The following is a 22,377-nucleotide window of genomic DNA, read 5'->3' as shown; positions in this document are numbered from 1 at the left end:
TCAGTCCCCTTGAAGCTTGGAACGATCAGATGTTAGAGCTCAGGAAATACCGGCGCCTGGACTGGCCTCTTCCCGGCTAAAGCCGGTCCCACGAAAAGCAGCGCGTGCAGTCAGTGGGAGTAGCGACGCTACTAGACCGTAGGACCGGCTTCAGCCGGGAAGCCCTTGATCTGCTTTTGATCTTCATACGCAAAAAGCCAGGACACCACGAAACGCGACTTGGGTGCAGGCTGAACGCAGGTCTCGCGCAGTGGGCCGAGCCGCATGGATGCGGCGTGAGCGCCGTTGCGGACATGGATGTCCGTTCGGCGGGGGCCCACGGAGCGAGACCGGAGTGAAGGAACCCCGACGCAGGAGGGGCCAAACCAGGAGCAAGCACCCTTGGTTACTTGGGGTGCCTTTCCAAGTAACTCGCCGAAGGCGAAACCGGAGGCCGTTAGGCCGACGCTCTTGATCTTCGCTCAACGCCCGGGCGGCTGCTCCCCATGCGGCACCACCGCCACGGTCAACCGGGAAATGCAACAGGCCTTGCCATCCTCCGTCGACAAACGAATGTCCCAGACATGGGTCGTGCGCCCGATATGCACCGGGTGCGCCGCCGCCGTCACCCGCCCACTGCGCACCCCGCGCAAATGGTTCGCGTTGACCTCAATCCCCACACAAAAAAACCGATCCGTATCAATCACCAGATAACTCGCGGTAGAACCCACCGTCTCCGCCAGCACCACCGAGGCGCCGCCGTGCAACAAACCGTAAGGCTGATGAGTGCGCTCATCCACCGCCATGCTCGCCGTCAAAGACCGATCGTCGACGGCTTCAAACCGGATATCCAGCACCTCACCGATGGTGTTCTTCTGCTTCGCATTCAGCGCGTCGAGGTCCGGAGGGCTACGCCATACACTCATGGTTCTTCCTTGTTATTGGAGGGTTTGCACCACTTCTCTCATTCAACACCAGGAGCGCTGACAACCGCTCACCGCTGCCATCATTCAGCGTGCCGAACATCCACCAATTCCATCGCGCCAGCAAGCGGCAAATCCGCCTCAAGCTGAGCAAGACTGGCGGTGTGCATCGGTTGCGCCTGCTGCAACGAGCCATGTACCGCCAGCCCGATCAACGTGCCCACCAACGGTTGATGACTGACCAGCAAGACATTCTCCGCACTGTACGCACTCAGTTGCTCCAGCACCTTGTGCGGATTGCAGTCGGGCGTCAGCCACGGCACGGTCACGATGGCCTCCGTGAACCCAAGCGCTTGACGGACCAGCTCGGCGGTCTGTTGGGCACGCACATACGGGCTCGCGATGATCCGCTGCACGGGCTGCCCCATCAGGTGAGCGGCACTGCGCAAAACCTCTTCGCGACCATTGGCGGTCAGCTCCCGCTCGGCGTCCGTAGGGGCCTGAGGTTTCGCCTCGCCATGGCGCAGAATCCAGACCTTCACAGCTTTGGCCCTTCGCCCGGCGTGGACGGCGGCGTAACCGGTGCCGATGGCGATGTGTCCGCAGCCGCGGGCGAGGCGTAGGGAACCACCGGCGGGGTTTCGGAGCCAGGTTGCGGCGTGTCGGAAACCGGTGGCGTCGCAGCAGGAACCGGCTGCGGCGTCACGGGTGCCGGAGGCGGCGTGGCTGCAGCGGGTTGCGGAGCAGAAGGCGCCGGTTGCGGCTTGACCGTGGCAACGTGTGGCGCCTCGCCTTCAGGCGCACGCGGCGTTGGCCAATCGGCGAATGGCCACGGCTTCTGATCGGTGTGGAAGGTGCCGAAGCGGCCTATCTGCGCCAAGTACTGGCTCAGGCTGTCGCCAAATGACATCACGCTGAGGCTCGGCGCGCCGTTGAACAGCCGGTAAACCAGCTGCACCAGGACGGCCACCGCCAGAACCACTTCCGCCACCTGCCAGACCAGCACAAACAGCACCATCCACAGGATGCGCAGCAGGATCGATTCGTGTTGCTTGAGTTTTGATTCGTTCAAGAGCTTCTCCGTGTGGGGATCAGTTGAAACCACTGGTTGAAATGAAATCGACGTCGGTCTTGGGCTCGGCGCGCATCAGCAGCTCGATGACCTGCTCCAGCGTGCGGCCCTCGAACAGAATGGCGTGCAGCCCGGCCACCAGCGGCATGTACACCTGCAACTCCTGCGCTTTGGTCTTCAGCACCTTGAGCGTGTTGACGCCCTCGGCGACTTCACCCAGCCGGGTCACCGCTTCGTCGAGGCTCAGGCCCTGCCCCAGGGCAAAACCGACCTGGTAATTGCGGCTCTTCGGCGAGGAGCAGGTAACGATCAGATCGCCGACCCCGGCCAGGCCCAGGAAGGTCATCGGATTGGCACCCTGGCTGACCGCGAAACGGGTCATTTCCGCCAGCGCGCGAGTGATCAGCATGCTCTTGGTGTTCTCGCCCATGTTCAGCGCCACCGCCATGCCGGCGATGATGGCGTAGACGTTTTTCAGCGCGCCGCCCAGCTCCACGCCAAAACGGTCGGCGCTGGCGTACACTCGGAACGTGCGGCCGTGCAGTGCAGCCTGAACCTGCTGACAGAGGTCCTCATCTTCGCTGGCGACCACCGTGGCGGTCAGGGCGTGCTCGGCGATTTCGCGGGCCAGGTTGGGGCCGGACAACACGCCGATTCGCGCAGCGGGCGCGATGTCCTCAAGGATCTCGCTCATGAGCTTGAAGGTGTCGGCCTCGATGCCCTTGGTCAGGCTGACCAGCATTTTCCCGGCGAGCAGGTCGACGTGCGGGGTCAGTACGCCACGCAACGCACTGGACGGCAACGCGACGAAGACCAGTTGACTGTCCTGCAACGTGGCGTGCAGGTCAGTGACCGGCTCAACGCCTTCGAGCACCTTGATGCCCTTGAGGTAGCGCGGGTTCTCGCGATTGACGCGAATCGCCTCGGCCTGCTCCGGATCGCGCATCCACTGTGTCACCCGATGACCGTTGCCGGCCAACAGATTGGCCACTGCGGTCCCGAAGCTGCCGCCGCCAAGGACCGCTATTGGTTGCTGCTGGGTCATAAAACAATCCATTCAGGGCCATCACATCTGGCGATGCGGGCATTATACGGAGCCCCGGGCTCGCGGCCAGCGGCAAAAGGTGACCCCACGAACTTACAGGCCATCCCCCACTCTTGCCGAGGAAATTGCCCACAGCTCGGTTAAGATGCGTCCCTGAGATGAAAATTCCTCAATGGCGCCGATGAGCTATCGTCAGGGTGCTCCCGAAGAGATCCGTCACATGACACCACGCGTCCACCGCCCGTCCCCCGTCAGGCTTCGCCATGCCTGAACATCGGCAAACCCTCCGGGCGCAGACCGCCGGAACCCCCTCGTGACGGCTCAACGCGGCTGGAACATCAGCACCCGGACGCAGATCCTCAGCCTGGGCCCGGCGTTATTGCTGACCTTGTTGCTGATCAGCTTCTTCACCGTGGTGCGGATTCAGGACCTGCGACAGGAGCTCAATCACACCGGGCAACTCATCGCCAACCAGCTGGCCCCCGCTTCGGAGTACGGCGTCATCGTCGGCAATAACGCGGTGCTGGAAAACCTCATGAACGCCACGATGAACACGCCCCACGTGCGTTTTCTCGAAGTGCGCGACAGTGCCGGAAAGGTACTCGTTCATGTCGAACCCGCCGAGGAACAGGGGCATTCGCGGCAGATGGAAGTGTTCCAGGCGCCCATCCGCCTGCAGCCAGCCCGATCTGCACAGCCGATCGAGGATGCCAATAAGGCCGTTTCCGATAACGCCATCAGCGTGCCGGTCGAAGGCTATCTGGGACGGGTGCTGGTGGGCATGTCCAGTGACGCCTTCAATCAGCGCGAGCAGGAGATATTGCTGAAAGCGGGTGTGCTGGCGATGTTCGCCCTTCTGTTTACTTACATGCTGGCCAGACGTCTGTCGCTGAGCCTGTCCCAGCCGATCAGCGCCATGAGCGCGGCGGTGAAGGCCATCCAGCGTGGCGATTACTCGGCGCCGCTGCCCGTTGCAGATGATGCCGAGCTGGGCGATCTGGCGCGGCACATCAACAATCTGGCTTTGGGCCTGGAGAAGGCCAGCCGCGAGCAGAAGCAAGCGATGGACGAGCTCATCCGCACCCGCGAAGAAGCCGAACGCGCCAATAATGCCAAGTCCGAATTCCTGGCCATGATGAGCCACGAGCTGCGCACGCCCATGAATGGGGTGCTGGGTATGCTGCAGTTGATGGAAACCACGAAGATGACCGACGAGCAGGCCGAATACGCCGCGCTGGCCATGGAATCCACCGAACACCTCCTGCGCGTTATCAACGACATTCTGGATTTCTCCCGCTTCGAACGCGATGCGCTGGAGTTGGAAAGCATTCCATTCAACCTCGCCGACCTGATCAGCACCTCGGTTCAGGCGTTTGCCCACAACGCGCAGCAGCGCGGTCTGGCACTGGAACTGGAGTTACCGCCTTCGATGGAGGCGTTGCAGGTGACCGGCGACCCTACGCGCATCCGGCAGATCCTGGTCAACCTGATCGGCAATGCGCTGAAATTCACCGAATGTGGCAGCGTGCGCGTCGAGGCGGGTTTCACCCTCGCCGACCCCCACCACGTTCGGTTTACCTGCGCGGTACGCGACAGCGGCATCGGGATTTCTCCCGACCTGCTGGAATCGATGTTCGACGCGTTTCAGCAAGCGGACAACTCCATCTCCCGACGCTACGGCGGCACTGGCCTGGGCCTGCCCATTGCGCGCAATCTGGCCGAACGAATGGGCGGGTCGCTGCAGGCGCAGAGCAGCGAGGGACTGGGCTCGGTGTTCCAGCTGCAAATCCCGCTGCAGCGGGTTCAACAGCCGGTGATCGAACCCGCATCAGGCGCCGTGGCTGAATTGCCCCAGAGCCGCGATGCCTGCGTGTTGCTGGTCGAGGACAACCCGGTGAACCGCACGGTGGTCGAGGCAATGCTGCGCAGCCTAGGTTTGCAGGTGAGCGTAGCGGCGGATGGCCTTGAAGCGGTGAACATGGCCAGTCGGGAGCGCTTCGCGCTGATCCTGATGGATTGCCGGCTGCCGGTCATGGACGGCTACGAGGCGACGCGCCGAATCCGACTGCTGCCGGGGCTGACGACGCTGCCCATTATTGCCCTGACCGCCAACGCCCAGCACGGCGACCGGGACATTTGTCTGCAAGCCGGAATGAACGATTACCTGGCCAAGCCGTTCAAACGTACTGATTTACAGCAGGTTTTGCAGCGTTGGCTGACCATTAAGCCACCCGCGACTGGCGGTAAATGATAAATTGCGGCAGTCTTGTGTGCCGATTCGACCCACGCCAACGCGCGGACGAAAAATTTCAGTGCACAGGTGTACATTCATTTCACCCGTGCTGTGACTTTCACTACAACGCAATAGTCTATGAGTAGGCTGCCAGCAGAGGGATAACCCGCTGGCCAGATTGGGTACGTAACGCCACACCCTGCCGCACAGGATTATCGAGGAGCTCGCATGACCAAACAAAACGCCTTTACCCGGGAAGACCTGCTGCGCTGCAGTCGCGGCGAGCTGTTCGGCCCAGGTAACGCGCAATTGCCCGCCCCCAACATGCTGATGGTTGATCGCATCACCCACATCAGTGAAGAAGGCGGCAAGTTCGGCAAAGGTGAATTGGTCGCCGAACTCGATATCACCCCGGACCTGTGGTTCTTCGCCTGTCACTTCGAAGGTGACCCGGTGATGCCAGGTTGCCTGGGCCTCGATGCCATGTGGCAACTGGTCGGCTTCTTCCTGGGCTGGCAAGGCCTGCCGGGCCGCGGCCGCGCACTGGGCTCGGGCGAAGTGAAATTCTTCGGCCAGGTTCTTCCGACCGCCAAGAAGGTCACCTACAACATTCACATCAAGCGCGTCCTCAAAGGCAAGCTGAACCTGGCGATCGCCGACGGTTCGGTCAGCGTGGACGGCCGTGAAATCTATACCGCTGAAGGCCTGCGTGTCGGCGTCTTCACTTCCACTGAAAATTTCTAAGGGTATTCGCATGCGCCGCGTCGTTATCACTGGTCTGGGCATTGTTTCCTGCTTGGGCAATGACAAAGACACCGTCTCCGCCAACCTGCGTGCAACTCGCCCTGGCATCCGTTTCAATCCGGAATACGCCGAAATGGGTCTGCGCAGCCAGGTGTCGGGCTCCATCGACCTCAACCTTGAAGAGCTGATCGATCGCAAGATCTTCCGCTTTGTGGGCCACGCCGCTGCCTATGCCTACCTGGCGATGAAAGACGCTGTCACCGACTCCGGCCTGACCGAAGAGCAGGTGTCCAACCCGCGTACCGGTCTGATTGCCGGCTCGGGCGGCGCATCGACGCTGAACCAGATGGAAGCGCTGGATATCCTGCGCGAGAAAGGCGTCAAGCGCGTCGGCCCCTACCGCGTGACCCGCACCATGAGCAGCACGGTATCGGCGTGTCTGGCGACGCCATTCAAGATCAAGGGCCTGAACTACTCCATCGCGTCTGCCTGCGCCACCAGTGCTCACTGCATTGGCACCGCCATGGAACAGATTCAGATGGGCAAGCAGGACATCGTGTTTGCCGGCGGTGGCGAAGAGGAGCACTGGAGCCAGTCGTTCCTGTTCGACGCCATGGGCGCGCTGTCCAGCAAACGCAACGACACCCCGGAACAGGCTTCCCGTGCCTACGATGCTGACCGTGACGGTTTCGTCATCGCCGGCGGCGGCGGCATGGTCGTGGTCGAGGAGCTGGAACACGCTCTCGCCCGTGGCGCGAAGATCTACGCGGAGCTGGTTGGCTACGGCGCCACGTCCGACGGTTACGACATGGTCGCTCCGAGCGGCGAAGGCGCCATCCGCTGCATGCAGCAGGCGCTGTCCACGGTTGATGGCACCATCGACTACCTGAACACTCACGGCACTTCCACTCCGGTCGGCGACGTCAAGGAAATGGAAGGCGTGCGTGAAGTGTTCGGCGACAAGGCCCCGGCGATCAGCTCCACCAAGAGCCTGTCGGGTCACTCCCTGGGCGCCGCCGGCGTTCACGAAGCGATCTATTGCATGCTGATGATGGAAGGCAACTTCATGGCCGGTTCGGCCAACATCGACGAGCTGGACCCAGCCGTTGCCGACATGCCGATCCTGACCAAGACCCGCGAAAACACCGAGCTGAATCTGGTGATGAGCAACAGCTTCGGCTTTGGCGGCACCAACGCCACCCTGGTAATGAAGCGCTGGACTGGCAAGTAATCCAGTCAGTTGCAGACAAAAGGCGCCCCTCGGGGCGCCTTTTTTGTGGCCGGTTAAAATGCATTGGCTCGGACCTGATTTCGCAGGACCGGCTTTGGCCGGGAACACATCGGGCGTCACGCCGCAGGATTGCTAGTGCCCAGACCGGCCCCTTCCCGGCTGAAGCCGGTCCTACAACCGAACCGAAAGAGAGAAAGCCATCATGCTGACCATCATTCCCCGCGCTGAAGACGTAGAAGGCCAACCGATCCTGCGTCCCCTCCCCGCTGCGCGATGCCGGAGCGTGGGGCCTTTCGTTTTTTTCGATCACATGCTGGAGACCACCTACGCCCCCGGCACCGGCATGGACATCCGTCAGCACCCGCACATCGGCCTCTCGACACTGACCTACTTGTTCGAAGGCGAGATCCGACACAAGGACAGCCTCGGCAGTGATCAGCACGTCAGACCCGGCGAGGTCAGCTGGATGACCGCCGGCAGCGCCATCGCCCACATCGAGCGCACGCCCGAAGCGCTGCACGCCAGCGGCTCGCGACTGCATGGCCTGCAAGTCTGGCTGGCGTCGCCCAAGTCCCATGAGCAAGGGGCCGGACATTACAGCCATCACCCCGCCCACACACTGCCGGTCAGCGACGCCATGGGCATTCGTATCCGCCTGATTGCTGGCGAAGGCTTTTGCCTGAAGTCGCCTGTGCCGGTGCTGTCGCCCACCCTTTACGCCGAACTGAACCTGCAGACCGCGACAACGCTGCGAATCCCGGCCGAACACGAGGAGCGCGCCCTGTACGTGATCGAAGGTGAGCTGCTGCTGGACGCCGAGCCGGTGCAGCCGCGCAGCCTGGTGGTGCTGGATGCAGGGAGCGAGCCGACGCTGTGTGCGGAAAGCGAATGCCACGCGGTACTGATCGGCGGCGCGCCACTGGATGGGCCGAGGAGGATGAACTGGAATTTCGTCGCCAGCGATCCGGCGCTGATTGAACAGGCCACGGCGAAATGGGCGGCCGGGGACTGGCCGACCGTGCCGGAGGAAGTAGAGCGGATTGAATTGCCGGTGGGCAGCAGGCCGAAGCGCTGATTGGCCGCGGCCTGCCCGGACTCTGTGGGAGTGACCGGAGGGGCACTCTCACAACAGTTAAAACATCACATTAGCCCGCGAACACTTCGTCCAGCAGGTTGTGCATCGAGGTAAACGCACGCTTCGAGACGATAGGGTTGTACATCTGCACGCCCGGGTTGTTGGCGTGCGGGTCGGTGAAGGAATGGAACGCGCCGCCGTAGCTCAGCAGTTGCCAGTCGACATTGGCAGCGTTCATTTCAGCTTCAAACGCCGGCAGTTGCTCCTTCGGCACCAGAGGGTCGGACGCGCCGTGCATCACCAGCACCTTGCCCTTGATGTTGTTGGCGTCAGCCGGGTTCGGGGTGTCGAGGGTGCCATGGAAGGACACCGCTGCCTTCAACGGTGCACCGGTGCGCGCCAGTTCCAGCGCGCAGCAACCGCCGAAGCAGAAGCCAAACGCCGCCAGCCGGGACGTGTCGACGGTGGCGATGGTCTGTGTGGTCAGTTGATCCAGTGCAGCCTTCATGCGCGTGTTCAACAGCACGCGATCATTTTTCAACGGCATCATGGCAGCCGCCGCTTCATCGCCATTGGACGGGCGCACCTGCTGGCCATACAGGTCCGCCAGCAACACCACATAGCCCTTCGCCGCCACGTCTTTGGCAATCTGCTCGGCATCTGTGCTGACACCCATCCAGTTAGGCGCCATCACCAGACCCGGTAAGGCCTGACCGCCTTCGGCGAAGGCCAGACGACTCTCGTAGCTCACGCCATCGATCTCATACACGATGGACTGCACGGTCACATTGCTCATAGCGAACTCCTGCTGATAAGGATGGAGGGAGATTAAATGACAAAACCCGCCGAAGCGGGTTCTGCCGTGACGCTGATGTTAAACCGAGAGCTCAACCAACAACTTGTTCAGGCGGCGCACGTAGGCCGCCGGATCCTTCAAGCTGTCGCCGGCCGCCAGCGCAGCCTGGTCGAACAGGATGTGCGACAGATCACCGAAGCGGTCTTCATTCTGCTCGTTGTCCAGCTTGCCGATCAGCGGGTGCGACGGGTTGAATTCGAAGATCGGCTTGGAGTCCGGCACCTTCTGACCGCTGGCTTCCAGAATCTGACGCATCTGCAGACCCAGGTCCTGCTCGCCAATCGCCAGAATCGCCGGCGAATCGGTCAGACGGTGGGAAACCCGCACTTCGCTGACGGCTTCACCCAGCGCCGTTTTCAGGCGTTCGATCAGGCCTTCCTTGTCCTTGGCGACTTCTTCCTGGGCCTTCTTGTCCTCTTCGGAATCAAGCTTGCCCAGATCCAGGTCACCGCGTGCCACGTCGACAAAGCCCTTGCCGTCGAAGTCGCTCAGGTAGCTCATCAGCCACTCGTCGATACGGTCGGTCAGCAGCAGCACTTCAATGCCTTTCTTGCGGAAGACTTCGAGGTGCGGGCTGTTCTTGACCTGGGCGTAGCTTTCGCCGGTGAGGAAGTAGATCTTGTCCTGACCTTCCTTGGCGCGCGACAGGTAGTCGGTCAACGACACGCTTTGCTCGCCGCTGTCGTCGGAGGTCGACGCGAAGCGCAACAGGCCGGCGATTTTTTCTTTGTTGGCGAAGTCTTCGGCCGGCCCTTCTTTCAGCACCTGACCGAAGTTTTTCCAGAAGCCTTTGTATTCTTCCGGCTGGTTTTTCGCCAGCTTCTCCAGCATGTCCAGCACACGCTTGGTCAGCGCGGACTTCATCGAATCGATGATCGGGTCTTTCTGCAGGATTTCACGGGACACGTTCAGGGACAGGTCGTTGGAATCGACCACGCCTTTGATGAAGCGCAGGTACAGCGGCAGGAACGATTCCGCCTGGTCCATGACAAATACGCGCTGCACGTACAGCTTCAGGCCGCGCGGTGCTTCGCGCTGGTACAGATCGAACGGCGCGCGGGCCGGCACGTACAACAGCGAGCTGTATTCCAGCTTGCCTTCAACCTTGTTGTGGCTCCAGCTCAGCGGGTTCTCGAAATCGTGGGCGATGTGCTTGTAGAACTCCTGGTATTCCTCGTCCTTGACCTCAGTACGCGGACGGGTCCACAGGGCGCTGGCGCGGTTGACGGTTTCCCACTCTTCAACAGGCTCGGCGTCGCCTTCGACCGGCGCCTGTTCTTTCGGCAGCTGGATCGGCAGGGCGATGTGGTCGGAGTACTTTTTGATGATGTTACGCAGACGGAAGCCGTCAGCGAACTCGTCTTCGGCGCTCTTGAGATGCAGCACGATGCGCGTACCGCGATCGGCTTTCTCGATCGTGGCGACTTCGAACTCGCCCTCGCCTTTCGACGACCAGTGCACACCGTCGCTGGCGGACAGGCCGGCGCGACGGGTGAACACTTCGACTTGATCGGCAACGATGAACGCGGAGTAAAAGCCGACACCGAACTGGCCGATCAGGTGGGAATCTTTCTTCTGATCACCGGACAGGTTCTTCATGAAGTCGGCGGTGCCGGACTTCGCGATGGTGCCCAGATGCGTGATGACATCGTCGCGGCTCATGCCGATGCCGTTGTCTTCCAGGGTAACGGTCTTGGCATCCTTGTCGTAGCTGACTCGGATCTTCAGCTCGGCGCCGCCTTCCAGCAGCTCAGGCTTGGACAGTGCCTCGAAGCGCAGCTTGTCCACCGCGTCGGACGCGTTGGAAATCAGCTCGCGAAGGAAAATTTCCTTGTTCGAGTACAGCGAATGGATCATGAGGTGCAGCAGCTGCTTCACCTCGGTCTGGAAGCCCAGGGTTTCCTTTTGAGTTTCCACACTCATGGTCATCAAACTCCAATCAGTCCACACAAATAGGGGGAGCTGCTCGAAACGCCCAAGGCGGCTCGGAGCAGCGCGTTGTCATCTAGGTGGGGGCTGGGGAGACGATTTCAAGGGACAGGCGTGCGGTCAGTGCAGAATCTTCACCCTCTGAAAATTTTCGGGCCGCCGATCTCATGGCTGAGGACGGCGCACAAACGATCACCGTCTCTCTTCGGCTCAGTGATTACGTCGCCGGGACGCTTATGTATTTATCCCGACGGAACATGGAACTAACCTAATAACCGAGTGCTCGAAGGCACGTTGATGACCAATAAGGAGAAACACCCCATGCGTAAATCTTTAGCTATTGCCCTGATGCTTTCTGCCACTCTGGGCCTCGCCGCCTGTGACAAAAAATCCGAAGATAAACAGCAAGATGCAAACAAGGCTGCCGAGCAGTCGCAAGAATCGATGCAAAAAGCGCAAGACAAAGTGAACGACGCTGCCAAAGAAAGTCAGGAAGCCGCTCAAAAGAACGCTGAAGCCGCTCAAGAGCGCGCTAAAGAAGCGAACCAGGCAGCACCTGCAACTAAGCAGTAAGTTTCCAGAGTTTCAAAAAACAAAGCCCGCATTAAGCGGGCTTTGTTTTGTCTATCAAATGATCAGCTCTGCTTCAGAGTGATCGGCGCATCGCTTTCACGGCGCGCCAACCTCCCCCCCTCAGGCCAGTGCCTCGCTGCGCTTGCCGAGCATGCGGTCCACGACGAACGCGACGAACAGCGTGATCAGCGACGGGATCAGCCATGCCAGGCCTTGCTCGCTCAAGGGCAGATGAGCCAGCGCATCCGGCAGGTACACACCCAGCGCAGAGCCCTTCACCGCATCCACCGCACCGATCAGGAACGCCACCAGCATGACCGGCGCCACGATCCGCCCCTGCTCGTGCCAGAAATCCTTGCAGAAGCTCAACGCCACCAGTGCAATGCACGGCGGGTAGATCGCGGTCAGCACCGGAATCGAGAACTGGATCAGCTTGGTCAGGCCCAGGTTGGACACCAGCAGGGAAAACACTGCCAGCAGAATCACCAGCGTCTTGTAAGAGAGGGGCAGCACGCGGCTGAAGTATTCGGCGCAGGCGCAGGTCAGGCCGACGGCGGTCACCAGACACGCCAGTGAGATCAGCACGGCAAGGAAGCTGCTGCCCAACGTGCCGAAGGTGTGTTGGACGTAGGCATGCAACACAGCGGCGCCATTGGTTGCCCCGGCAGCGATGGCGTGGCTGTCGGAACCCAGACGGAACAGGCTGATGTACACCAGTGCCAGTCCCACACCGGCGATCAGGCCGGCGATGATGGCGTAGCGGGTGATCAGCCGAGGCGACTCGACACCGCGCGAGCGAATCGCGTTGACGATGACGATGCCGAAAACCAGCGCGCCCAAGGTGTCCATGGTCAGGTAGCCGTTGATGAAGCCTTGGGAGAACGGCGCTGCGACGTAGGCAGGTTCGGCAATACCGACGTCACCCGCCGGCAGGACAAACGCGGCGATGCCGAGGATGGCCAAAGCAATGATTTTCAGTGGCGCCAGGAAACGGCCGACGGTGTCGAGCAGACGACCCGGATAAAGCGAGATCCAGAACACCAGCACGAAATAAACCAGGCTGTAGAGAAACAGCGCGAGCGGACTTTCACCGGTTAAGGGCGCCAGGCCGACCTCAAACGACACCGTCGCCGTGCGCGGCGTGGCGAACAATGGACCCACGGACAGGTAGCAGACGGCGGCGAGGATGGTTCCGGCGACCTTGCCGATTGGACTGCTCAAGGCGTCCATGGCGCCGCCGACCTTGGCGAGCGCGATCACGGTGACCACCGGAAGGCCGACCGCCGTGACCAGAAAGCCCAACGCGGCCATCCATACATTGGGGCCGGCCTGGAGGCCTACGATCGGGGGGAAGATGATATTGCCAGCGCCCACGAACAGCGCAAACGTCATGAAACCCAGTGCCAGAATGTCCTGGCCTTTCAACACTTTCATTGAGGAAACCACACTGCTGAATCGGAATTAAGAAGAGGATTTCCCTGAGGGTGGGGGAAATGCTGCCCGCCCTTTTAAGACAGACCCTGAGCGCGCCGCCGCTCCTTGTGGGAGCCGACTGCACAAAACGGCGGCTAGCCTACCCTATTTGGCGCACCGATACAGGGCGGTGCGACCGCTGAACGCACGTTCGTGTCGCATATCAGAAATGTCTTACAGGATCAGGGCCTTCCCGCCGGCGCAAATCGAAACGCCAGAAACACAAAAGCCACCCGAAGGTGGCTTTTGTTGATCAGGCAGTGAGACGAGGGCGATTAAGCCTTCTTCACTTCCCAACCGGTCAGCTCAGCCAGGGCTTTGCCGATGTCTGCCAGCGAACGCACGGTTTTCACGCCTGCGTCTTGCAGCGCAGCGAATTTCTCGTCTGCAGTGCCTTTGCCGCCGGAGATGATCGCGCCCGCATGGCCCATGCGCTTGCCCGGAGGAGCAGTCACACCCGCGATGTAGGAAACGACTGGCTTGGTCACGTGTGCCTTGATGTAGGCAGCCGCTTCTTCTTCAGCCGAACCGCCGATCTCGCCGATCATGACGATCGCTTCGGTCTTCGGGTCTTCCTGGAACAGCTTCAGGATGTCGATGAAGTTCGAACCCGGGATCGGATCACCACCGATGCCGACGCACGTCGACTGACCGAAACCGGCGTCAGTGGTCTGCTTCACAGCTTCGTAAGTCAGGGTGCCGGAACGCGACACGATACCGACTTTGCCTGGCAAGTGAATGTGACCTGGCATGATGCCGATCTTGCACTCGCCCGGGGTGATGACGCCTGGGCAGTTAGGGCCGATCAGGACCACACCCAGTTCGTCGCACTTGACCTTGGCTTCGAGCATGTCGATGGTCGGGATGCCTTCGGTGATGCAGACGATCAGCTTGATGCCGCCGAACGCTGCTTCAAGGATGGAATCCTTGCAGAACGGAGCCGGAACGTAGATGACCGAAGCGGTTGCGCCGGTTTTTTCTACTGCTTCGGACACCGTGTTGAACACTGGCAGGTTCAGGTGCGTGGTGCCGCCCTTGCCTGGGGTCACGCCGCCAACCATTTTGGTGCCGTAGGCAATGGCTTGCTCGGAGTGGAAGGTACCCTGGGAGCCGGTGAAGCCCTGGCAGATAACCTTGGTGTCTTTATTGATCAGGACGCTCATTATTTGCCCTCCGCAGCTTTGACGACTTGTTGAGCAGCGTCGGTCAGGCTGGTAGCTGCGATGATGTTCAAGCCGCTTTCTGCCAGTACTTTAGCGCCCAGCTCAGCGTTGTTGCCTTCAAGGCGAACAACAACCGGGATTTTCACGCCGACTTCTTTCACCGCGCCAATGATGCCTTCGGCAATCATGTCGCAACGGACGATGCCGCCGAAGATGTTGACCAGTACTGCAGCGACGTTGGTGTCGGACAGGATGATCTTGAACGCTTCGGTAACGCGCTCTTTGGTTGCGCCGCCGCCTACGTCGAGGAAGTTGGCTGGCTTGCCGCCGTGCAGGTTGACGATGTCCATGGTACCCATGGCCAGACCGGCACCGTTGACCATGCAGCCGATGTTGCCTTCCAGTGCCACGTAGTTCAGTTCGAACTTGGCAGCGTGGGCTTCACGTGGGTCGTCTTGCGACGGGTCGTGGAAAGCCTTCAGCTTTGGCTGACGGTACATGGCGTTGGCGTCGATGTTGATCTTGGCGTCGAGGCAATGCAGATCGCCGTCAGCCTTGATCACCAGCGGGTTCACTTCCAGCAGGGCCAGGTCGTGGTCCTGGAACAGCTTGGCCAGACCGGTGAAGATCTTGGCGAACTGAGTGACCTGCTTGCCTTCCAGACCCAGCTGGAAGGCCAGATCGCGACCCTGGAATGGCTGAGCGCCAACCAGTGGATCGATGGTCGCTTTGAGAATCTTCTCAGGCGTGTCGTGAGCGATTTTCTCGATGTCCACGCCACCTTCGGTGGACGCCATGAACACGATACGGCGGCTCGAACGATCGACTACAGCGCCCAGGTACAGCTCTTTGGCGATGTCAGTGCACGATTCAACCAGGATCTTGGTGACCGGCTGACCGTTGGCATCAGTCTGGTAAGTGACCAGACGCTTGCCCAACCACTGTTGAGCGAACGCAGCGGCGTCTTCCTTGCTGCGAACCAGCTTGACGCCGCCCGCTTTACCGCGACCGCCTGCGTGAACCTGGGCTTTGACGACCCACTCGGTTCCGCCGATTTTGTCGCACGCTTCTGCTGCTGCTTCCGGGGTGTCTACTGCATAGCCCTTGGATACTGGCAGGCCGTATTCAGCAAACAGCTGCTTACCCTGATACTCGTGAAGATTCATGCTTATTACCGTCTTCGTTAGGTACTGCGCATTCGGTGCTGCTCGTCAAAGCGTGCCGCACCACCTGTGACCGCTTCTCCCGGAGAACGCAGATCAGGCGTGAAGCCTGCCTGCGCTGCCGGGAGTTCGAGTCCAACGATCCTTCCGCGGTAAGCCCTGCGAGCAGGGCCTGCGACGGGCGGATCGTCGTGGTTATTTTCAGCGTTTTTTCTTGTTCTGGATGTGGATGGCGCCGCCATTCACTGCCAGTGCCGCTTCGTGCAGCGCTTCGGACAGCGTCGGGTGGGAGAAGACCATCATGCCGATGTCTTCGGCACTGGTGCCGAACTCCATACCGATCGCGCCCTGCTGTACCAGCTCTGCAGCGCCAGGACCAATGACGTGCACACCCAGTACACGGTCGGTCTTGGCATCAGCGATGACCTTGACGAAACCGCCGGTGTCATTCGCTGCCATTGCACGGCCGCTCGCCGCGAACGGGAACTGACCGACGTTGACTTCCACGCCTTCGGCCTTGAGCGTCTGCTCGGTCTTGCCGACCCACGCGATTTCCGGGTGGGTATAGATAACCGACGGGATCAGGTCGTAGTTCATCTGGGTCTTGTGACCCTTGATGCGCTCGACGACCATGATGCCTTCTTCGGACGCTTTGTGCGCCAGCATCAGACCACGAACCACGTCACCGATGGCGTACACGCCAGGAACGCTGGTCTCGCACTGCTCGTTGACGAAGATGAAACCGCGCTCGTCGATGTCGACGCCGCTGTCGGCAGCCAGCAGCTCGGTGGTCACCGGGCGACGGCCAACGGCCACGATAACGCGGTCGAACGTGATGTTCTGCTCGCCGTCCTTGTCGGTGTAGGTCACGACCACTTCATCGCCATTGACCTTGGAACCGGTGACGCGAGCGCCCAGCTTGATGTCCAGACCCTGCTTGTTGAAGGTCTTCTGCGCTTCCTTGGCAACGGCTTCGTCAGCGGCAGGCAGGAATTTCTCCAGCGCTTCGAGAACCGTCACTTTGGCACCCAGGCGTGCCCAGACCGAACCCAGTTCCAGACCGATCACACCGGCGCCGATGACGCACAGGCGCTCAGGCACTGCCGGGAATTCCAGGGCGCCTGTCGAATCGACGATGGTGACCTGATTGACCGGAGCCGGCGGAATGTCGATCGGACGCGAACCGGACGCCAGAATGATGTTTTCGGCTTCGATGACTTCGGTGGTGCCGTCAGGCTTGGTCAGCTCGACTTTCTTGCCGGCCAGCAGTTTGCCGTGGCCCTGCAGGGAAGTGACGCCGTTGGCCTTGAACAGGCTGGCAACGCCGCCGGTCAGGCCTTTGACGATCTGTGCCTTGCGACCAATCATGGCAGCAATGTCCATCTTCAGGTCGCTGAGCGAGATACCGTGAACACCGAACTGATTCTTGGCTTCGTAGAATTTCCAGGAGCTGTCCAACAGCGCCTTGGAGGGGATGCAGCCCACGTTCAGACAGGTACCGCCGAGGGCCAGCTTGCCCTCTTTATCCTGGTACTTCTCGATGCAGGCAGTCGTGAGACCGAGTTGCGCGGCCTTGATAGCGGCCACATAGCCGCCAGGGCCAGCGCCAATCACTACCACGTCGAATTTCTGGGACATAGAAAAGAGTTCCTCTTTAGCTGCGAGCTTTAAGCCACAAGCTGCAAGCTGATCCGTGATGCTTTACAGACGAGTTGCAGCCTGTTCATTAGGATGTTGCGACGACCCAAGCGTCGGCGCCAGGCTGCTGTAACTTGCAGCTTGACGCTTGCGGCTTGCAGCTGTCCTTGAATCAGATGTCCAGCAACAGACGCGCCGGGTCTTCCAGCAGGTTCTTGATGGTCACCAGGAAGGTCACGGCTTCTTTACCGTCGATCAGGCGGTGATCGTAGGACAGCGCCAGATACATCATCGGACGGATGACGACCTGGCCGTTGATCGCCATAGGACGCTGCAGAATGTTGTGCATGCCCAGAATGGCCGCTTGCGGCGGATTGACGATAGGGGTCGACATCATCGAACCGAAAGTACCACCGTTGGTGATGGTGAAGGTACCGCCAGTCATCTCCTCGATGGACAGTTTGCCGTCACGGGCTTTCTTGCCGAAGGTGGCGATACCGCCTTCGATTTCAGCCAGGCTCATCTGCTCGGCGTTGCGCAGCACCGGAACCACCAGACCACGATCGCTCGACACGGCAACGCCGACGTCGGCATAACCGTGATAAACGATGTCAGTGCCGTCGATCGAGGCGTTGACGGCCGGGTAGCGTTTCAGCGCTTCGGTCGCGGCCTTGACGAAGAACGACATGAAGCCCAGGCGTACGCCGTTATGGGACTTCTCGAACAGGTCCTTGTACTTCGAACGCAGGGCCATGACTTCGGTCATGTCGACTTCGTTGAAGGTGGTCAGCATCGCCATGTTCGACTGAGCTTCAACCAGACGCTCTGCCACCTTGGCGCGCAGACGCGTCATCGGCACGCGCTTCTCGGTGCGGTCGCCCACGGCAGCCACAGGCGCGGCGGCAGCGGCAGCAGGCTTGGCGGCAGGTGCAGCGGCCGGAGCGGATTTCTTCGCTTCGATGGCAGCAACAACGTCTTCCTTGGTCACGCGGCCGTCTTTGCCTGTGCCTTTGACGCTGGACAGGTTGATGCCGTTTTCTTCGGCCAGCTTGCGGGCAGCGGGAGCGCCGATGGCGTCTTCGTCACCGGAAGCGGCGGCAGGTGCAGCGCCAGCCTGGGCAGGCGCAGCAGCCGGAGCCGATGCAGCAGCGGCTGGAGCGGCGGCAGCGGGGGCAGCGGCAGCACCGCCCTCTTCGATCGAGCCCAGTAGCTGGTTCGACAGGACAGTAGCGCCCTCTTCGGCAACGATTGCGCCCAGTACACCGTCAGCTTCGGCCAATACTTCCAGCACGACCTTGTCGGTTTCGATATCGACGATCAGGTCATCACGCTTGACGGCGTCGCCCGGTTTTTTGTGCCAGGTGGCAACGGTGCCGTCGGCAACGGATTCCGGGAAAGAGGGGGCTTTGATCTCAATAGCCATTATCTGTAATTCCTTTAATTCGGTTTCTAGTGCGCGAAGGCGTTAAACGGAGAACGCGTCTTTCAGCAGTTTTTCCTGCTGTTCGGCGTGCATCGAAGCGTATCCACAAGCAGGGGCAGCGGAGGCATCACGGCCGGCATACTCGAGAACGAGGTTGCGGTTGTGATTGCCGATGCTGCGGCGCAAGTGGTGCTGACTGCTGTACCAGGCGCCCTGGTTCATGGGTTCTTCCTGACACCAGACCACGTTGGTCAGGTTGGTATACGACGCGATAGCGTCCATCAGGTCGTCTTCCGGGAACGGATAGAGCTGCTCGAGACGCACGATGGCGATGTCTTCGCGGCCTTCGGCACGGCGCTTTTCCAGCAGGTCGTAGTAGACCTTGCCGCTGCACAGCACCAGACGCGTCACTTTCGCGGCATCGAGGGTGTCGATTTCCGGGATGACCGTCTGGAACGAGCCATGGGCCAGATCTTCCAGGGTCGACACGGCCAGCTTGTGGCGCAGCAACGACTTCGGCGTCAACACGATCAGCGGCTTGCGCAGCGGACGGATCACCTGACGGCGCAGCAGATGGTAGATCTGAGCCGGGGTGGTCGGTACGCAGACCTGGATGTTGTGCTCGGCGCACAATTGCAGGTAACGCTCAAGACGTGCCGATGAGTGCTCCGGGCCCTGCCCTTCGTAGCCATGGGGCAACAGCATGGTCAGGCCGCACAGACGGCCCCATTTGTGCTCGCCGCTGGTGATGAATTGGTCGATCACGACCTGTGCACCGTTGGCAAAGTCACCGAACTGGGCTTCCCAGATCACCAGCGCATTGGGCTGAGTGGTCGAGTAACCGTATTCGAACGCCAGCACAGCTTCTTCCGACAGGAAAGAGTCGTACAGGTCAAAGCGAGGCTGACCGGCGTACAGGTTCTGCAAAGGCACGTAGGTCGCACCGTCTTTCTGGTTGTGCAGCACGGCGTGGCGGTGCGAGAACGTACCGCGACCAACGTCCTGCCCGGTGATGCGAACCTGATGCCCTTCGAACGCCAGCGTGGCGTAGGCCATGGTTTCGGCGTAACCCCAGTTGATCGGAAGGCCACCGACTTGCATCTTCTGGCGGTCTTCGTAGATTTTCTGGACCTGACGCTGAACCACGAAACCTTCCGGCACTTCCATCAGCTTGGCCGACAGTTCCTGCAGGGTCTTGAGGTCGAAACTGGTGTCGTGACGTGCTGTCCACGCGTGACCCAGGTACGGACGCCAATCAACGAACAATTCCTTGTTCGGCTCTTTGACCAGGCTTTTGACAACGTGCATGCCGTTGTCCAGCGCGTTGCGGTACTCGTCGACCTTGGCCTGAGCGGCTTCGGCGTTGAGGATGCCGGCAGTGGCCAGTGCATCGGCATACAGCTCACGGGTGGTGCGCTGTTTGGCGATCTGCTGGTACATCAGCGGCTGGGTGCCACTCGGCTCATCGGCTTCGTTGTGACCGCGACGACGGTAGCAGACCAGATCGATGACCACGTCACGCTTGAACTGCATGCGGTAGTCGATCGCCAGCTGGGTCACGAACAACACGGCTTCCGGATCATCGCCATTCACATGGAGGATCGGCGCCTGAATCATCTTGGCAACGTCGGTCGCGTACTCGGTGGAACGCGAGTCTTCCTGCTTGCTGATGGTGAAGCCGACCTGGTTGTTGATCACGATGTGGATCGTGCCGCCGGTCTTGAAGCCGCGGGTCTGCGACATCTGGAAGGTTTCCAGCACCACACCCTGACCTGCGAACGCCGCGTCACCGTGGATCGAGATCGGCAGCACTTTCTCGCCAGTGGCGTCGTTGCGACGGTCCTGACGGGCACGCACCGAACCTTCAACCACAGGGGAAACGATTTCCAGGTGGGACGGGTTGAACGCCATCGCCAGGTGGACTTCGCCGCCGGTGGTCATCACGTTGGACGAGAAGCCCTGGTGATACTTGACGTCACCGGAGCCCAGCTCGACCTTCTTCTTGCCTTCGAACTCGTCGAACAGGTCGCGCGGGTTCTTGCCGAAGGTGTTGACCAGCACGTTGAGACGGCCACGGTGGGCCATGCCGATGACAACTTCCTTGGTGCCGTAGGAACCGGAGCGCTGAATCAGCTCGTCGAGCATGGGAATCAGGCTTTCGCCGCCTTCCAGACCGAAACGCTTGGTGCCCGGGTATTTGGTGCCCAGGTACTTCTCCAAACCCTCGCCCGCCGTCACACGCTCAAGCAGATGGCTCTTGATGTCGGCGGAATAGGCAGGACGGCCACGCACGCTTTCGAGGCGCTGCATGAACCAGTTGCGCTGGTTGGAATCGACGATGTGCGTGAACTCGGCGCCGATGGTGCGGCAATATGTCTGCTGCAACGCTTCGACGATTTCGCGTAGGCTCGCTTCTTCTTTGCCGATGAACAGGTCGCCGGCACGGAATGTGGTATCGAGGTCAGCGTTGGTCAAACCGTAATGGTTGATCGACAGGTCAGCTGGCGCAGTACGCTTCCACAGACCCAGAGGATCGAGTTGCGCACCCTGATGGCCGCGCATACGGAATGCCTGGATAAGTCGCAGCACTTCAACTTGCTTCTTTTCATGCTCGCTGCTCACGCTGCCGGCAGAGACCGGTTGGGCGCGGCGCTGGTTTTTCCCCAGCAACACAAAATGATCGCGAACCGTAGAGTGCGATACATCGGTGGCAGTGCTGCCGTCAGCCGGCAACGTCTGAAAATAGGTGCGCCACTCTTCTGGCACAGCGTTAGGGTCGTGCAGGTAGAGCTCGTAGAGCTCTTCCACATAGGCAGCGTTACCACCGGAAAGGTGGGCGCTGTTCCACATGCGCTGCATCACGCTTTCTTGCATGCTTGGTCACCCTCGATTAGGGGACACCATCGGCGTCGATGCCAGCGCAAACTTGAAAAGTCCATGTGCAGCGACTTCAAGTCACTAGGGATCACGCAGATAGTCCGGGTACCAGCCCGGATGCCCCTGCTGGTTTCATTTCTTCAAAATAAGAGCTGAAGCCCTGCGACAACTGCTCAGGTTAAAACTACGGCGCCGGTTGAAGCCTGCGCCGCAGCGTTTACGGGTGCTGCAGTAGCGGGTGCTGCGGTGTTACAGATGCGGCAAACTCAGACACCGCTTTTGAGCAGCATGTTGCGCACGTGACCGATAGCCTTGGTTGGGTTCAGGCCTTTCGGGCAAACGTTGACGCAGTTCATGATGCCGCGGCAGCGGAAAACACTGAACGGATCGTCCATCGACGCCAGACGCTCTTGGGTCCGGGTGTCGCGGCTGTCAGCCAGGAAACGATAGGCTTGCAGGATCGCGGCAGGACCGAGGAACTTGTCGGGGTTCCACCAGAAGGACGGGCAGGACGTCGAGCAGCAAGCGCACAGGATGCACTCGTACAGGCCGTCGAGTTTTTCCCGCTCCTCGGGGCTCTGCAGGCGCTCGATGGACGGAGCCGGCGTGTCGTTCTGCAGGAATGGCTTCACCTTCTCGTACTGCTTGTAGAAGATGCTCATGTCGACGGCGAGGTCGCGGATGACCGGCAGGCCAGGCAGTGGGCGAACCACCAGCTTGTTGCCCTTGACCACAGCCGACAGCGGCGTGATGCAGGCCAGGCCGTTCTTGCCGTTGATGTTCATGCCGTCGGAACCGCACACGCCTTCGCGGCACGAGCGACGGTACGAGAAGCCTTCGTCCTGCTCTTTGATCAGAGCCAGCACATCCAGGACCATCAGGTCTTTGCCACCGGTGTCGACCTGGAAATCCTGCATGAACGGCGCGGCGTCCTGATCAGGGTTGTAGCGATAAACACTGACTTGCAACATGGCGGTCAC

Annotated in this window: 16 protein-coding genes and 3 pseudogenes; 6 read left to right on the top strand and 13 right to left on the bottom strand. The window is 60.6% G+C overall.

Annotated elements, in window-relative coordinates:
- Positions 1 to 461: 461 nt before the first annotated feature.
- From SLW74_RS15840 to SLW74_RS15825, 4 genes and pseudogenes are all read right to left on the bottom strand, one after another.
- Positions 462 to 905 carry a hotdog fold thioesterase gene (locus tag SLW74_RS15840; protein WP_410929445.1) on the bottom strand — a complete coding sequence of 148 codons (444 nt, stop codon included), beginning with the start codon at positions 903 to 905 and terminating at the stop codon, positions 462 to 464.
- Positions 906 to 985: 80 nt separating this feature from the next.
- The gene (gene sixA, locus SLW74_RS15835; protein ID WP_065986306.1) at positions 986 to 1,444 is read right to left on the bottom strand and encodes a phosphohistidine phosphatase SixA; all 459 of its coding nucleotides are present in this window, start codon (positions 1,442 to 1,444) and stop codon (positions 986 to 988) included.
- A gap of 209 nt (positions 1,445 to 1,653) precedes the next feature.
- Positions 1,654 to 1,974: pseudogene (locus SLW74_RS15830) on the bottom strand (DUF4389 domain-containing protein); the annotation flags it as partial.
- A 19-nt stretch (positions 1,975 to 1,993) separates the two neighbouring features.
- Positions 1,994 to 3,019, bottom strand: a complete 1,026-nt coding sequence (locus SLW74_RS15825; RefSeq protein ID WP_192136107.1) for an NAD(P)H-dependent glycerol-3-phosphate dehydrogenase — start codon at positions 3,017 to 3,019, stop codon at positions 1,994 to 1,996.
- A gap of 313 nt (positions 3,020 to 3,332) precedes the next feature.
- Between SLW74_RS15825 and SLW74_RS15820 the strand changes: the two are divergent.
- From SLW74_RS15820 to SLW74_RS15800, 5 genes and pseudogenes are all read left to right on the top strand, one after another.
- Positions 3,333 to 4,821, top strand: a pseudogene (locus SLW74_RS15820) (ATP-binding protein); the annotation flags it as partial.
- A 68-nt stretch (positions 4,822 to 4,889) separates the two neighbouring features.
- A pseudogene (locus SLW74_RS15815) lies at positions 4,890 to 5,270 on the top strand (response regulator); the annotation flags it as partial.
- Between the two features lie 210 nt (positions 5,271 to 5,480).
- Positions 5,481 to 5,996, top strand: coding sequence for a 3-hydroxyacyl-[acyl-carrier-protein] dehydratase FabA (gene fabA, locus SLW74_RS15810; RefSeq protein WP_065986303.1), 516 nt, complete (start codon positions 5,481 to 5,483; stop codon positions 5,994 to 5,996).
- Positions 5,997 to 6,006: 10 nt separating this feature from the next.
- Positions 6,007 to 7,227, top strand: coding sequence for a beta-ketoacyl-ACP synthase I (gene fabB, locus SLW74_RS15805; RefSeq protein ID WP_065986302.1), 1,221 nt, complete (start codon positions 6,007 to 6,009; stop codon positions 7,225 to 7,227).
- 202 nt (positions 7,228 to 7,429) lie between these two features.
- Complete coding sequence (locus SLW74_RS15800) at positions 7,430 to 8,302, top strand: pirin family protein (protein WP_410929444.1); 873 nt, start codon at positions 7,430 to 7,432, stop codon at positions 8,300 to 8,302.
- Positions 8,303 to 8,372: 70 nt separating this feature from the next.
- Here the strand turns inward: SLW74_RS15800 and SLW74_RS15795 are convergent, their stop codons facing one another.
- Positions 8,373 to 9,098: a dienelactone hydrolase family protein gene (locus SLW74_RS15795; RefSeq protein ID WP_410929443.1), complete on the bottom strand. Its 726-nt coding sequence runs from the start codon at positions 9,096 to 9,098 to the stop codon at positions 8,373 to 8,375.
- 78 nt (positions 9,099 to 9,176) lie between these two features.
- Positions 9,177 to 11,081 (bottom strand): molecular chaperone HtpG, encoded by a 1,905-nt coding sequence (htpG, locus tag SLW74_RS15790; RefSeq protein WP_410929442.1) that lies wholly within the window; start codon positions 11,079 to 11,081, stop codon positions 9,177 to 9,179.
- Between the two features lie 327 nt (positions 11,082 to 11,408).
- Here htpG and SLW74_RS15785 point away from each other — a divergent pair, with 327 nt between their 5' ends.
- Positions 11,409 to 11,660, top strand: coding sequence for a hypothetical protein (locus SLW74_RS15785; protein WP_065986299.1), 252 nt, complete (start codon positions 11,409 to 11,411; stop codon positions 11,658 to 11,660).
- A gap of 120 nt (positions 11,661 to 11,780) precedes the next feature.
- Here the strand turns inward: SLW74_RS15785 and brnQ are convergent, their stop codons facing one another.
- From brnQ to SLW74_RS15750, 7 genes are all read right to left on the bottom strand, one after another.
- On the bottom strand, positions 11,781 to 13,094 hold the full coding sequence (gene brnQ / locus SLW74_RS15780; RefSeq protein WP_065986298.1) for a branched-chain amino acid transport system II carrier protein: 1,314 nt from the start codon (positions 13,092 to 13,094) through the stop codon (positions 11,781 to 11,783).
- A 314-nt stretch (positions 13,095 to 13,408) separates the two neighbouring features.
- Positions 13,409 to 14,296 carry a succinate--CoA ligase subunit alpha gene (gene sucD / locus SLW74_RS15775; RefSeq protein WP_037009399.1) on the bottom strand — a complete coding sequence of 296 codons (888 nt, stop codon included), beginning with the start codon at positions 14,294 to 14,296 and terminating at the stop codon, positions 13,409 to 13,411.
- Positions 14,296 to 15,462 (bottom strand): ADP-forming succinate--CoA ligase subunit beta, encoded by a 1,167-nt coding sequence (gene sucC, locus SLW74_RS15770; RefSeq protein ID WP_004882574.1) that lies wholly within the window; start codon positions 15,460 to 15,462, stop codon positions 14,296 to 14,298. Before sucC ends, sucD begins: the two co-directional genes overlap by 1 nt.
- Positions 15,463 to 15,660: 198 nt before the next feature.
- Positions 15,661 to 17,097: a dihydrolipoyl dehydrogenase gene (gene lpdA / locus SLW74_RS15765; protein ID WP_065986297.1), complete on the bottom strand. Its 1,437-nt coding sequence runs from the start codon at positions 17,095 to 17,097 to the stop codon at positions 15,661 to 15,663.
- Positions 17,098 to 17,269: 172 nt separating this feature from the next.
- Positions 17,270 to 18,520 (bottom strand): 2-oxoglutarate dehydrogenase complex dihydrolipoyllysine-residue succinyltransferase, encoded by a 1,251-nt coding sequence (gene odhB / locus SLW74_RS15760; RefSeq protein WP_410929441.1) that lies wholly within the window; start codon positions 18,518 to 18,520, stop codon positions 17,270 to 17,272.
- Between the two features lie 42 nt (positions 18,521 to 18,562).
- Positions 18,563 to 21,394: a 2-oxoglutarate dehydrogenase E1 component gene (locus tag SLW74_RS15755; RefSeq protein WP_065986295.1), complete on the bottom strand. Its 2,832-nt coding sequence runs from the start codon at positions 21,392 to 21,394 to the stop codon at positions 18,563 to 18,565.
- Positions 21,395 to 21,663: 269 nt separating this feature from the next.
- The gene (locus SLW74_RS15750; protein WP_065986294.1) at positions 21,664 to 22,368 is read right to left on the bottom strand and encodes a succinate dehydrogenase iron-sulfur subunit; all 705 of its coding nucleotides are present in this window, start codon (positions 22,366 to 22,368) and stop codon (positions 21,664 to 21,666) included.
- Between the last annotated feature and the right edge of the window lie 9 nt (positions 22,369 to 22,377).

The sequence above is a fragment of the Pseudomonas sp. W5-36 genome (assembly GCF_046540455.1).
Lineage (GTDB): Bacteria > Pseudomonadota > Gammaproteobacteria > Pseudomonadales > Pseudomonadaceae > Aquipseudomonas > Aquipseudomonas graminis_B.
The sequence above is the reverse complement of the archived record's forward strand: the minus strand, read 5'-3'. Positions and strand labels throughout refer to the sequence as shown.

What these genes read in the sequence shown, in the direction of transcription:
- sucD (WP_037009399.1), bottom strand. Translation starts at nt 14,296, where the DNA reads ATGAGCGTCCTGATCAATAAAGACACCAAGGTTATCTGCCAGGGCTTC.
- SLW74_RS15800 (WP_410929444.1), top strand. Translation starts at nt 7,430, where the DNA reads ATGCTGACCATCATTCCCCGCGCTGAAGACGTAGAAGGCCAACCGATC.
- SLW74_RS15750 (WP_065986294.1), bottom strand. Translation starts at nt 22,368, where the DNA reads ATGTTGCAAGTCAGTGTTTATCGCTACAACCCTGATCAGGACGCCGCG.
- SLW74_RS15785 (WP_065986299.1), top strand. Translation starts at nt 11,409, where the DNA reads ATGCGTAAATCTTTAGCTATTGCCCTGATGCTTTCTGCCACTCTGGGC.
- odhB (WP_410929441.1), bottom strand. Translation starts at nt 18,520, where the DNA reads ATGGCTATTGAGATCAAAGCCCCCTCTTTCCCGGAATCCGTTGCCGAC.
- SLW74_RS15755 (WP_065986295.1), bottom strand. Translation starts at nt 21,394, where the DNA reads ATGCAAGAAAGCGTGATGCAGCGCATGTGGAACAGCGCCCACCTTTCC.
- fabB (WP_065986302.1), top strand. Translation starts at nt 6,007, where the DNA reads ATGCGCCGCGTCGTTATCACTGGTCTGGGCATTGTTTCCTGCTTGGGC.
- sucC (WP_004882574.1), bottom strand. Translation starts at nt 15,462, where the DNA reads ATGAATCTTCACGAGTATCAGGGTAAGCAGCTGTTTGCTGAATACGGC.
- brnQ (WP_065986298.1), bottom strand. Translation starts at nt 13,094, where the DNA reads ATGAAAGTGTTGAAAGGCCAGGACATTCTGGCACTGGGTTTCATGACG.
- htpG (WP_410929442.1), bottom strand. Translation starts at nt 11,081, where the DNA reads ATGAGTGTGGAAACTCAAAAGGAAACCCTGGGCTTCCAGACCGAGGTG.
- SLW74_RS15840 (WP_410929445.1), bottom strand. Translation starts at nt 905, where the DNA reads ATGAGTGTATGGCGTAGCCCTCCGGACCTCGACGCGCTGAATGCGAAG.
- SLW74_RS15825 (WP_192136107.1), bottom strand. Translation starts at nt 3,019, where the DNA reads ATGACCCAGCAGCAACCAATAGCGGTCCTTGGCGGCGGCAGCTTCGGG.
- lpdA (WP_065986297.1), bottom strand. Translation starts at nt 17,097, where the DNA reads ATGTCCCAGAAATTCGACGTGGTAGTGATTGGCGCTGGCCCTGGCGGC.
- SLW74_RS15795 (WP_410929443.1), bottom strand. Translation starts at nt 9,098, where the DNA reads ATGAGCAATGTGACCGTGCAGTCCATCGTGTATGAGATCGATGGCGTG.
- fabA (WP_065986303.1), top strand. Translation starts at nt 5,481, where the DNA reads ATGACCAAACAAAACGCCTTTACCCGGGAAGACCTGCTGCGCTGCAGT.